This window comes from Dialister succinatiphilus, assembly GCF_928721695.1.
Taxonomy (GTDB): domain Bacteria; phylum Bacillota; class Negativicutes; order Veillonellales; family Dialisteraceae; genus Dialister; species Dialister succinatiphilus.
On the sequence record NZ_OV788641.1, the window covers coordinates 1,395,375 to 1,407,498 of the forward strand.

The window sequence follows — 12,124 nt, forward strand, 5'->3', positions numbered from 1 at the left end:
GCGGAGTTCGATGAATATTATTGATGAACTGAAATGGCGTGGCGCTGTCAATCAGCAGACCGATGAGGAAGGACTGTACAAGCTGGTAGGGGAAAAATCCATTTCCCTTTACTGCGGCATTGATCCCACCGGCGACAGCATGCATATCGGTCATCTGATTCCATTCATGATTCTGAAGCGTTTCCAGCTGGCCGGTCATCATCCGGTCATTGTGATCGGCGGCGGCACCGGTTCCATCGGCGATCCTTCGGGCCGGAAGACAGAAAGGGTGCTCCAGTCCCAGGAGACTATCCAGCATAATGCGGAATGCCTCACAGCCCAGATGAAGAAACTTTTCGGCGAAGATGGCTTCACCATGGTGAACAACTATGACTGGCTTTCCAAAATTTCCCTTCTGGAATTCCTTCGTGACTATGGCAAGCTGTTCAATATCAATACCATGCTGGCCAAGGAAGTGGTGGCTTCCCGTCTGGAAACAGGGATTTCCTTCACCGAATTCTCCTACCAGATTCTCCAGTCCATTGATTTCAAAATGCTCTATGACAAGTACAATGTGCAGCTCCAGATCGGCGGCGCTGACCAGTGGGGCAACATTACAAACGGCGTAGAACTTCTCAGAAAGACGGAAGATGTGCATGATGCCTTCGGCCTCACCATTCCCCTCATGCTGAAGGCAGACGGCACCAAGTTCGGCAAAACCGCCGGCGGCGCGGTATGGCTGGATCCGAAGAAGACGTCCCCCTATGAATTCTATCAGTTCTGGTTCAACCAGGATGACCGGGATGTGGTGAAGTATCTGAAGTATTTCACCTTCCTTTCCCATGAGGAAATCGACGCACTGGAAAAAGAAGTGGCAGAACATCCGGAACACAGAAGCGCTCAGCGGAAGCTGGCTGAAGAAGTGACCCGCTTCGTTCACGGCGAAGAAGGGCTGGCCCAGGCAGAAAAGGTGACCCAGGCTCTCTTCTCCGGCAACATCCAGGAGCTCTCGGGCGATGAAATCGAAGGAGCTTTCCGCAACACCAAGGGCGGTGAAGTCCATGAAGCACCGATTAATATCGTGGAAGCTCTGGTGCAGGGCGGCGTGGAAAAATCCAAGCGCCAGGCAAGGGAAGATGTGAAGAACGGCGCCATCCGGGTGAATGGGGAACAGATTCGTGACATTGAAGCCTCTGTATCTGCCCATCCCAATACTAATGGCAAATTCATTATTATCAGAAAAGGCAAAAAGAATTACTTCTCCATCGAAGTGAAATAAAATGCCGGTCAAAAGCTCTCCTCCGGGAGGGTTTTTTATTTTTGTGAGCATCATAATTTTATTGTGCTGCTGCCAGCTCTAAACCCGCCGAACCTTTCATACCTGACGGGCACAGAACTCTTTGAACTAGTCCTGTCATGTGATATACTGTAACGTATTGAAGTTTCTATATTTGAAAAGGAGAGAAATATGAAATTTTCGTTTAACCACAACAATTTCAACGTGCTCGATTTGAAGAAGAGTATCGCTTTTTATGAAGAAGCCCTGGGACTCAAGGTAACAGGTGAGTACAAGGCTCCGGACGGCTCCTTTATTCTGGCTTATCTGGGGGATGGCGCAACGAAGCACCGGCTGGAACTGACCTGGCTTCGGGACCGGAAGGAACCCTACAATCTGGGGGATAATGAATTCCATCTGGCTTTTGATGTGGATGACATGAAGGCGGCCCATGAAAAGCATAAGGCCATGGGCTGCATCTGCTTTGAAAATCCGGCCATGGGCATTTATTTCATTAATGACCCCGACGGATACTGGATTGAAATTATTCCGGAGGATATGTGATGGACCCTATTTTTGTACGTACTGCCCGCATTATCGGTGAAAAGGGCGTTGATTTTCTTTCTACAAAGACTGTGGCCGTTTTCGGCATTGGCGGCGTCGGCTCCTATGCGGCAGAAGCGCTGGTTCGCGCCGGCGTGGGCCATTTGATTTTTATTGATAAGGATGCGGTGGAAGATTCCAACCTGAACCGCCAGCTGGTGGCAGACCGCACCACATTGGGCCGCAACAAGGCGGAAATCATGGTGGAAAGGGCGCACCGGGTGAATCCTGCCTGCGATGCCAGAGCGCTGGCTGTGTATTACCGGCCGGGAGATGAGGATTTCATCAAAAATCTCCATGCTGATTTCATTATCGATGCCATTGATGATGTGCCGGCTAAAGTGTCCATTGCAGAAATCTGCTACAAGCTGAAAATACCGGAAATTTCCTCCATGGGTACCGGCAACCGGCTCCGTCCGGAAATGCTGCAGATTGCAGATATTAATAAGACCTCTGTGTGCCATCTGGCAAGGAAAATGCGCAAAGAGCTGAAGGAGCGCCGGGTACGGCATCTGACCGTGGTATACTCCAAGGAGCTGCCTCATAAGCCTATCGGCGAAGGCCATGCACCGGGCTCCACCTCCTTCGTGCCGCCGGTGTCGGGCATGATGATGGCAGGCTATGTGATTAGAAATCTTTTGAAAGAAGCAAACATTACCTGAGGAAGCACCGATACATGCATGGGCTGCTTTCCTATGGCTTGTATGGACTGCAGGAATCAAAGAGTGCGCTGTTTTGTGGCGCTTCCCTGAGAAAGGAAAACAATATGGTTGAAATCCGTCATCCTGACTGGGTGACTATTCAGGAAAATGGAAAAGACGTGCTGGGGTACAACCAGGAATGGTATCCGGAAAAAAGGCAGAAGCTGGCAGGCTGCGGCCCCACGGCCGGCAGTATGATGGCTGCTTATATTGAACGGAGGCAGCAGGGCAGAAAAGTGGAAACCAGAAAAGAGGCCCTGGCCATTATGCTGGATATCTGGAAATATGCAACGCCCCGCATGCACGGCCTCTATAAGACCCGCTGGCTGAAAGAAGGCCTGACCGCCTACATGCAGGAAAGGGGACTCAAGGGAAAGGTGGAAGCCCTGCCCATTCCCTCCATCCGTCTCCTGGCCCCCAAGCTTCCCAAGGTGGCAGCCTTCATTAGGGAAGGACTGGAAGCGGACTGCCCCATCGGTTTCCTGAATCTCCACAGCGGCGGAGAGCCTATTCCCTACCACTGGCACTGGATGCCCCTGGTGAAAATGGAAGAAAGGGACGATGGCATTTACTGCACCCTCTGGGATGAGGGGACAGCCCATGTGTTCAATCTGGGAAACTGGCTGAAACACACCAAATTCGGCGGCGGATTTGTAAGAATCACGAATTCCTGAAAGAAAAGGGACTGTGAGGAAATGATGGAGCTTCGGTCAGATGGGTAGACAATGGGTTAGTTTACAAGGCACGAATTGACAAGTACTCTCTCCGGTTCCTTGGACGATAGCGGCAGGCAGTCATTCCCGGGAGGGATCAATTGACCCAAACGCTGCCCCGCCTCGTCATTTCGACGGTCGGAGCGGAGTGGAGAAATCTCACACCGAAGTGAGGAGGCCCTGTGGTGGCAGGAGATCTCTCGACTCAGCGTTTCAATAGAGATAAGTATCTATTACTCATAACGGCAGGCAGCCCCGCTCGAGATGACGATAGTGGCAGGCAGTATTCAGTCATTCCCGGGAGGAATCAATTGACGAAAACGCTGCTCCGCACCCCGGCATTTCGACGGTCGGAGCGGAGTGGAGAAATCTCACGCCGAAGTGAGGAGGCCCCGTGGTGGCAGGAGATCTCTCGACTCAGCGTTTCCATAGAGATGAGTATCTATCACCCGTAGCGACAGGCAGCATATCATCATATGGCTGTAATAAAAAGGACTGTGAAGAAATGATTACCATTTTTTCACAGCCCTTTTTTGATGACAGCTGGTCCCTTCCGTAAAGGTGCATTTCCTTTGGCACAGGTGCTCCATCAGCAGATGGAGTATAATCAAAGAGGAGAGATGATGCAGAGGTGAGACCGATGAAGAAAAAGTGGATGGCAGTGATTCTGGCGGCGTTTCTGGCCCTTCCTCCGGGAACAGAGGCAAAGGCCTTTGATGGCGCTTCTATTCTGGAGCGTATCCTTTCCAGCGGCGTTTCCCATTCCACCACGGTGAAAACAAAGCCGGCCGTGGTGAAACGTTCTTCCGGAAAGAAGAACCGTTATAAAAATGCCATGGGAGCCTTGGAGAACCTGCAGTGGGTAGGCGTGGCGAAAAGCTCCGGCGGCAGTATCTATTTCGACCAGGACACCATGAAGGATACCACCCGTAATGGCGAGCGGCGGGTGACGGCTACGGTGAAAAATGAATTTACCAAAGCCGGCGCCAGAGCCGTGGAAGAAAGCAGCCATGGCGAGGTGGACCGGGATGAGGCAGCCTATTCCCTTTTCCTGGTCGATTTCGGCGAAAAGGACTGCTTCATTGCCAGCCCCGTGATTTATTATGACCGGAAGGGAAAAGAGCTGACAAGGAAAAAGGCTTCTTTTGCCTATGCCGATGTGACCGGCATGAACTACGGAAAACCCTACAGCCCGGGCAGCATGGAGCTTAAAATCAAAGAGAAGGTTTTCGCCTATGCAGACCGGGTGAAGGAAGAGGAAAAGGAAAGAACAGCGGAAAACCGGTAGGAAAGAAAAAAAGACCTCGCAGGAGCGGGGTCTTTTCATTTCAACAATCAGCCTTCATATTCTTCAAATTCATCTTTTCCGGCGCCGCACATGGGGCAGATGTAATCAGCCGGAAGATCTTCGAACTTGGTGCCCGGCGCAATTCCGTTATCCGGATCGCCCTGGGCTTCATCATAAATCCATCCGCAGATCTTGCAAATGTACTTCTTCATAGTATCCTCCGTTCTCCTGCACGCTGCAGGACATACATATGGCAGAGCCATCAATCTGTATGTATTATACCATAGCTTTTATAGGGAAGGGAGAGGCCGGCTTATCTTGTAAATTTTTTCACGGGGAAGATTGATTTTCCTGTTGACTTTTAAATAAGTCTTATGATATATTTTCAGCAATACTATCTATCTTTTGGATAGGGGTTTAAAGGAGGTTTTCATATGGCTAAGAAAAGAATAGTAGGTGTGGCAGGCCTTGGGCATGTAGGTGCCCATGCGGCATTCTGCCTGGGTATGATGGGGATTGCTGATGAAATCCTTCTTTGTGATGTGAAGGAGCAGAAGGCCATCAGTGAATGTCAGGACCTGAATGATGCGGTCATGTACATGCCCAATCATGTGGTATATCGGGTGACTGACTATGCAGGATTGAAGGACTGCGATGTGATTGTGAATGCAGTGGGAGATGTGAGCCTCTGTGCTACAGGGAACCGGGATGATGAGCTGGAAAACAGTGTGCGCCAGGTGGCGGATTATGTGCCGAAGGTGATGGAGGCCGGATTCGACGGGATTTTCGTTACCATTACCAATCCCTGTGACGTGATCGCCCACCTGATTGCCAAGCTTTCCGGACTTCCCCGGGGACGGGTGGTAGGTACGGGAACTCTTCTTGATTCCTCCCGCCTGATTCATGCCATTTCGGACCAGACAGGCCTGGATGCTCGGGGGTTCTTTGCCTTTATGATGGGGGAACATGGCAGTGCCCAGATGGTTCCCTGGTCTCAGGTCAATTTCTACGGCCAGACGCTGGAGCAGATGGAGGAAGATCCCCGCTTCCTCTTTGATAAGGACAAGGTGCAGGAAAAGGCCATTAAAGGCGGCTGGGTGACTTACCAGGGCAAGCAGTGCACGGAGTACGGCATCGCATCGGCCGCAGCTACGCTGGTGAGGACGATTTTCCATGATGAAAAACGGATTCTTCCCTGTTCTGTAGAACTTCGGGGTGAATACGGGGAACAGGATGTGTTCTGCGGCGTGCCGGCAGTCATCGGTATCCATGGGGTGGAGGAAGTGCTGGAGTATGATCTTCCGGACAATGAGATGAAGCGGCTCAAAGAATGCATCGATACGATTCATCGGAATATTGAGAGAGGAAACCGCTTCCTGCCTTGATAAGGGGACGACCCTTCCGTGGTGAAATGGGAATTTCCAGGTCTTTGACTTTGATGGACTTGGCTGGGCATGAAGCTTTCTCAAAAGGCAGAAGGGGCTGTGAAGAAATGATTACCATTTTTTCACAGCCCCTTTTGGCTTATCACATATGATGATAGGCTGCCTGATGTTATCGTCATCTCGAGGGGGGACCTGCCAATATGGGGGTAAAGGCTTTGGATACTATTCCAATCGCTTACTATCTGATAAAGCTTCCATCATTTCTTCACAGCTCTTTTTGTTATGAAATTCGGGATTCATGAGGAAGAGGAAGGGCGACTTTTTCTCGTCTATTTCTTCTGATATCCATTGACTAGAGATGCAGCGCCTGCAAACTAATAGATGTATGGATATAAAAGCAGATATTTTTGAGATTTTACGTCTTAAAATAATTACATATATACTATTAAAAGTAGAAATGATAGATAAAAATATGGATAAAACCATCAATTCATATTTATTTTAAATCTATAAACTTATTTGTTTCATGAATCGATAGGTAAATCAATACCAATTTATAGAGGGCTATTGATTTTAGAAAAGCCCCTTAGTACAATGTTACATATAACCCAAAGGGAAAGCCCTGTTTATGGTTGAAGGGCCTTCCTGCTGACAGCTTTACGGTTCCCTGAAGGGAACCGATTTTAAAGGAGAGGATTGTATGAGACATATTCGTAAGGTCCTGGTGGCCAACAGAGGCGAAATTGCCATCCGCGTATTCCGCGCCTGCAGCGAACTGGGAATCCGCACAGTAGCCATTTATTCCAAAGAAGATATTCTGTCCCTGCACCGCAACCGGGCTGATGAAGCATACCTGGTCGGGGAAGGGGATAAACCGATTGACGCCTATCTGGATATTGAAGATATTATCCGTATCTGCAAGGAACATGATGTGGATGCCATTCATCCGGGCTATGGCTTCCTGGCTGAAAATGCCAAGCTGGCCAAAAGGTGCGAAGAGGAAGGCATTATTTTCATCGGGCCGCGGGTAGAACATCTGATGATGTTCGGCGATAAGGTGAATTCCCGTATCCAGGCTGAAAAAGCAGATATTCCCATGATCCCCGGCTCCAAGGGAGCGGTGAAGAGCTTTGAGGAAGTGAAGGAGTTTGCAGAAAAGAACGGCTTCCCCATTATGATCAAGGCTGTTAACGGCGGCGGCGGCCGCGGCATCCGCAACGTGGACCGCATGGAGGATCTGGAAGAGGCTTACAACCGGGCCAAGTCCGAAGCTAAAATGGCTTTCGGTGATGATGATGTATATGTAGAAAAATGCATTATGAACCCGAAGCATATCGAAGTACAGATTCTGGGTGATGAACAGGGCAATGTGGTTCATCTTTTCGAAAGAGACTGCTCTATCCAGCGCCGTCATCAGAAGGTCATCGAAATGGCACCGGCCTGGTCCCTGCCTGTGGAACTTCGCCAGAAGATCTGCAATGCGGCAGTGAAGCTCATGAAACATGTACACTACCTCAATGCAGGTACTGTGGAATTCCTGGTAGACCAGGATGAAAAGCATTTCTATTTCATCGAAGTCAATCCCCGTGTCCAGGTAGAACATACGGTAACGGAAATGATTACCGATGTGGATATCGTGAAGACCCAGATTCTGATTGCCGAAGGGTACTCCATCGACAGTCCGGAAATCGCCATTGGCCAGCAGCAGGATATCTGGTACAAAGGCGTGGCTATCCAGTGCCGTATTACCACCGAGGATCCGCAGAATAATTTCATGCCTGATACAGGCAAAATCATTGCCTACCGCTCCGGCGGCGGCCCCGGTATCCGTCTGGATGCAGGCACTGCCTATGCAGGGGCTGTAATTACCCCTTACTATGATTCTCTTCTCGTTAAGGTGACAGCTCATGCCCTCCATCCGAAGGATACCATCCACAAAATGCTCCGCTGCCTGGATGAATTCCGGATTTCCGGTGTAAAGACCAACATTTACTTCCTGCAGAATATGCTCCGTACCCGGGATTTCCAGGAAGGGAAATGCGATGTCAACTATATTGACCGGAACCCCTGGCTCCTGCAGGAACCGGACCTGATTTCCGACCGGGGCACCAAACTTCTTTCCTACATCGGCGATATCACGGTGAACGGCTATGCCGGCGCCGGCCATAAGGAAAAACCGGACTTTGCTCCCCTTCCGGTGCTGGATGCTTCCAAGGAAGAAGCACCGAAGGGAACCAGACAGCTTCTGGATGAACTGGGACCGGAGAAGTTTGCCAAGTGGGTACTGGACCGCAAGGAAGTCATGTTCATGGATACCACGTACCGTGATGCCCATCAGTCCCTGCTGGCTACCCGCGTGAGGACCCATGATATTATGAAGGCCATCCATTATACGGCTGTCCATGTGCCTGAGCTTTTCTCCTTTGAAAACTGGGGCGGCGCTACCTTCGACGTGGCTTACCGTTTCCTGGATGAAAGCCCCTGGGACAGACTCCGCCAGATGAGGAAGGCTGCACCGAATATTCTTTTCCAGATGCTGACCCGCGGCGCCAATACCGTAGGATATACCAACTATCCGGAAAATGTGGTCCGTCATTTCATCGACCAGGCTGCCGATAATGGCATTGATGTATTCCGTATCTTCGACTGCCTGAACCAGCTGAACCATATGACCGTATCCATTGATGAGGTACGGAAGAAGAATAAGATTGCAGAAGCCTGCTTCTGCTACACCGGCGACATTATGGACCCCAGCCGTCAGAAATACTCTCTGAAGTACTATACGGACCTGGCAAAGGAAATGAAGAATGCCGGTGCCAACATTATCGCCATTAAGGATATGGCAGGCCTTCTGAAACCGGAAGCAGCCTATGCCCTGATTTCCGCTCTGAAGGATGCAGTGGATCTGCCTATCCACCTCCACAGCCATGAAGGCGGCGGCTGCACCCTTTACTCCTACGCCAAAGCCGTAGATGCAGGGGTAGATATTGTGGATGTGGCTACCGGCGCCCTTTCCAACGGCACCAGCCAGCCTTCTATGACTGCCATGTACTATGCTCTGCAGAACCATCCCCGTCAGCCGAAGCTGGATATCGATGCGCTGGAAACCATCGACCGCTACTGGCAGGGCGTACGTCCCTACTATGCCGGCGTAGATTCCCGCATGGCCAGCCCGAACACCACCGTATTCCAGCATGAAATGCCGGGAGGACAGTATTCCAACCTGCGCCAGCAGGCAACAGCCGTAGGCCTTGGGCAGGAGTGGCCGGAAGTATGCCGCATGTATGCCAAAGTGAATATGATGTTCGGCGATATCATCAAAGTCACCCCGTCTTCCAAGGTGGTAGGGGATATGACCCTCTTCATGGTACAGAACCATCTGACAGAAAAAGATATTTATGAAAAAGGGGAAACCCTGGACTTCCCGCAGTCCGTGGTCGATTTCTTCGATGGCAAACTGGGCATCCCCTACGGCGGTTTTCCGGAGAAGCTGCAGAAAATCATCCTTCGCGGACAGAAGCCGCATCTGGAAAGTCATCCTGCCGATGTGGACTTTGACAAAGTGAAGATGGAAATGAAGGAGAAACATATTCCCACCAGGGAAGAAGATGTATCGTCCTACTGCATTTATCCGAAGGTATTCAGTGACTATATGGAACGGTACCATAAGTACGGTGACCTTTCCATTCTGGATACACCGACCTATTTCTTCGGCATGAAGCCGGGTGAAGAAATCCGGGTGAACATTGATGAAGGCAAGATGCTGCTGGTGAAACTGGACAACATTACCAAACCTGACGGCGAAGGCAATCGGGAAATCCAGTTCGAGCTGAACGGCATGCCCCGGGAAATCAAGATTCATGACAAACATGTGGCAGAAAGTGCCGTCAGTGCCAGAAAAGCGGACAAGGATATTGCCGGTGAAGTGGGTGCTACCCTTTCCGGCTCCGTGGTGAAGCTTCTGGTAGACAAAGGCGCTTCTGTGAAGAAGGGCGAACCGGTCATCGTGACGGAAGCCATGAAGATGGAAACCACCATTACCGCTCCGGTGGACGGTATCGTTTCCGAAATTCATGTGAAGGCAGGACAGAGAATCGAATCGGGAGACCTGCTCATGGTCATTGAATAACTGATTTTTCTGATAAAAAGCCCTGGCTCATAATGAGTACAGGGCTTTTTCAGATATTTGCCGCATGCAGACATCATAAGGCGGCATAGCATGAACTAAATGGTGTACCTTTTAATCATATATGGTTTTCGCACTTGCCATGGCAGGTGCGGCAGGGTATACTATTTAGAATACATGGGGAATAAACTGGGAGTATGGAAATCACGGTTTGACTCAGGTTTTATTTAGGAGTGGAATCTGAGGTGTTTCGACCGGTGTTTCCAAATGGGAGTAAATGGGATTTTATTTCATTGGAGGAGGAGTTTATCGTGTTTAGCCAGATTAAGAGCATCCTTGGCAAGGTGTCTCTCATCAAGCAGATAGCCGTAGGTCTTGTTATTGGTATCTGCATTGCCGTCTTTTTCCCGCCGGCTATTCCGGTGGTCAAGATTTTTGGTGACCTTTTTGTTAAAGCCCTGAAAGGTGTAGCGCCGATCCTGGTATTCTTCCTGGTCATGAATGCCATGGCCCAGAGGAAGGAAGGCTCCAGCGGCAGCATGAAGCCTATTATTGAACTGTATGTGATTGGTACGTTCCTGGCTTCCCTGGTGGGCGTAACCATGTCTTTCCTGTTTCCTACGTTCCTGTCTCTCCAGGTGGCACCGGATACGAAACTGGCACCGCCAAGCGGCATTGTGCAGGTTCTTCACAACCTGATCTTAAGCATCGTAGATAACCCGGTAGCAGCCCTGATGAACGCCAACTACATCGGTATCCTTGGCTGGGCTATTATCTTGGGCATTGCGCTGAAGACCTGTGCCGGAGACACCACCAAGGCCTGCCTCAATGATATTGCCGCCGGTATTACCAAGGTAGTCACCTGGGTCATCCATTTCGCACCTCTTGGTATTATGGGTCTGGTAGCTGATTCCGTAGGTACCGCAGGTCTGGGTGCTCTTCTGGGCTATGTACAGCTGCTGGGCGTCCTCATCGGCTCCTACTTCCTGGTAGCCCTGGTGATGAATCCTCTTATCGTATTTGCCAAAGTACGCAGGAACCCCTATCCCCTGGTATGGACCACCATCCGTGAAAGCGGCGTCTATGCTTTCTTCACCAGAAGCTCTGCTGCCAACATTCCGGTGAACCTGTCCCTCTGCAAGAGACTGGGACTGAATCCGGATACCTTCACCATTTCCATTCCGCTGGGTGCCACCATCAACATGGCTGGCGCATCCATTACCATTTCCGTGCTGGCTCTGGCTGCTGCCCATACTCTGGGTATTGAAGTAGATATGGCTACGGCCCTTCTGCTCTGCATCGTTTCTACCGTTGGTGCCTGCGGTGCATCCGGCGTAGCCGGCGGCTCCCTGCTCCTCATTCCGGTTGCCTGCGCATCCTTCGGCATCGGCAATGATATTTCCATGCAGGTGGTAGGTGTAGGTTTCATTATCTCCGTACTGGAAGATGCCTGCGAAACCGCCCTCAACAGTTCCAGCGACGTGCTCTTCACTGCCACTGCAGAATTTGCAGAACGCAGAAAGAATGGCACCCTGAAAGCATCTGACATGGTTCCAAAGGATGAACATTGATTGATCCATAAAAAAGCTGTGAAAAAATGTAAATCATTTTTTCACAGCTTTTTTTATCCACTGCAAAAACTCCTGAATCATTTTCTACCCTTTTCCGGCAGGACTTCTTCCTTCTTCCGGCAGCGGGACGGAAGAAAGGGAAATGGCAGGTTTTGATTCAGGAGTTTCTGTATTCAGTACCTTGAGAGTTCCGATTCATATGAGGAAGTTTTCCCCTTTCCTTCACCTGTCCCTTACAGGGTGTGTGCACAACAGGCAGGGAGAAGGGTGATCCTTCCGGGCCCTTTCGGTTCTCCATTCCTATAGTCAGTCAAGGGACATGGATTTCTCCTTTGTGGAATGGGCTTGCCATTCCCTGATAAATATCATAAAATAGACAGGATTCTATATACATATTTCCTTCTGCCTGTTTTATCATCGTATTTTTACAGCTTCCATAGTGCACGGTTTCTCTGGAAATGATAAAATAAAAAGAGTTGACG

Annotated in this window: 9 protein-coding genes; 8 read left to right on the top strand and 1 reads right to left on the bottom strand. The window is 50.1% G+C overall.

Annotation, left to right across the window (positions count from 1 at the left end; genetic code table 11):
- Positions 1-10: 10 nt before the first annotated feature.
- The 5 genes from tyrS to NW747_RS05740 all read left to right on the top strand — a co-directional run bounded on the left by tyrS (position 11) and on the right by NW747_RS05740 (position 4,560).
- Positions 11-1,258 (top strand): tyrosine--tRNA ligase, encoded by a 1,248-nt coding sequence (gene tyrS / locus NW747_RS05720; protein ID WP_273096147.1) that lies wholly within the window; start codon positions 11-13, stop codon positions 1,256-1,258.
- 189 nt (positions 1,259-1,447) lie between these two features.
- On the top strand, positions 1,448-1,819 hold the full coding sequence (locus NW747_RS05725; RefSeq protein WP_008860438.1) for a VOC family protein: 372 nt from the start codon (positions 1,448-1,450) through the stop codon (positions 1,817-1,819).
- Positions 1,819-2,520 carry a tRNA threonylcarbamoyladenosine dehydratase gene (locus tag NW747_RS05730; RefSeq protein ID WP_273185836.1) on the top strand — a complete coding sequence of 234 codons (702 nt, stop codon included), beginning with the start codon at positions 1,819-1,821 and terminating at the stop codon, positions 2,518-2,520. Before NW747_RS05725 ends, NW747_RS05730 begins: the two co-directional genes overlap by 1 nt.
- A 104-nt stretch (positions 2,521-2,624) precedes the next feature.
- Positions 2,625-3,233, top strand: a complete 609-nt coding sequence (locus tag NW747_RS05735; RefSeq protein WP_008860440.1) for a hypothetical protein — start codon at positions 2,625-2,627, stop codon at positions 3,231-3,233.
- 679 nt (positions 3,234-3,912) lie between these two features.
- Positions 3,913-4,560 (top strand): hypothetical protein, encoded by a 648-nt coding sequence (locus NW747_RS05740; protein WP_273185839.1) that lies wholly within the window; start codon positions 3,913-3,915, stop codon positions 4,558-4,560.
- Between the two features lie 47 nt (positions 4,561-4,607).
- On the opposite strand, the gene rd is transcribed toward NW747_RS05740, so the two are convergent.
- Positions 4,608-4,772 (bottom strand): rubredoxin, encoded by a 165-nt coding sequence (gene rd, locus NW747_RS05745; RefSeq protein ID WP_008860442.1) that lies wholly within the window; start codon positions 4,770-4,772, stop codon positions 4,608-4,610.
- Positions 4,773-4,994: 222 nt separating this feature from the next.
- Between rd and NW747_RS05750 the strand changes: the two genes are divergently transcribed.
- From NW747_RS05750 to sstT, 3 genes are all read left to right on the top strand, one after another.
- Positions 4,995-5,945, top strand: coding sequence for an L-lactate dehydrogenase (locus NW747_RS05750; protein WP_008860443.1), 951 nt, complete (start codon positions 4,995-4,997; stop codon positions 5,943-5,945).
- Positions 5,946-6,645: 700 nt separating this feature from the next.
- Positions 6,646-10,074 carry a pyruvate carboxylase gene (locus tag NW747_RS05755; RefSeq protein ID WP_008860446.1) on the top strand — a complete coding sequence of 1,143 codons (3,429 nt, stop codon included), beginning with the start codon at positions 6,646-6,648 and terminating at the stop codon, positions 10,072-10,074.
- Between the two features lie 308 nt (positions 10,075-10,382).
- Complete coding sequence (gene sstT, locus NW747_RS05760) at positions 10,383-11,642, top strand: serine/threonine transporter SstT (RefSeq protein WP_273095636.1); 1,260 nt, start codon at positions 10,383-10,385, stop codon at positions 11,640-11,642.
- Positions 11,643-12,124 lie beyond the last annotated feature (482 nt).

Bases quoted from the DNA above. Each gene is read 5' to 3' on its own strand.
- tyrS (WP_273096147.1), top strand. From the start codon at position 11: ATGAATATTATTGATGAACTGAAATGGCGTGGCGCTGTCAATCAGCAG.
- NW747_RS05725 (WP_008860438.1), top strand. From the start codon at position 1,448: ATGAAATTTTCGTTTAACCACAACAATTTCAACGTGCTCGATTTGAAG.
- NW747_RS05730 (WP_273185836.1), top strand. From the start codon at position 1,819: ATGGACCCTATTTTTGTACGTACTGCCCGCATTATCGGTGAAAAGGGC.
- NW747_RS05735 (WP_008860440.1), top strand. From the start codon at position 2,625: ATGGTTGAAATCCGTCATCCTGACTGGGTGACTATTCAGGAAAATGGA.
- NW747_RS05740 (WP_273185839.1), top strand. From the start codon at position 3,913: ATGAAGAAAAAGTGGATGGCAGTGATTCTGGCGGCGTTTCTGGCCCTT.
- rd (WP_008860442.1), bottom strand. From the start codon at position 4,772: ATGAAGAAGTACATTTGCAAGATCTGCGGATGGATTTATGATGAAGCC.
- NW747_RS05750 (WP_008860443.1), top strand. From the start codon at position 4,995: ATGGCTAAGAAAAGAATAGTAGGTGTGGCAGGCCTTGGGCATGTAGGT.
- NW747_RS05755 (WP_008860446.1), top strand. From the start codon at position 6,646: ATGAGACATATTCGTAAGGTCCTGGTGGCCAACAGAGGCGAAATTGCC.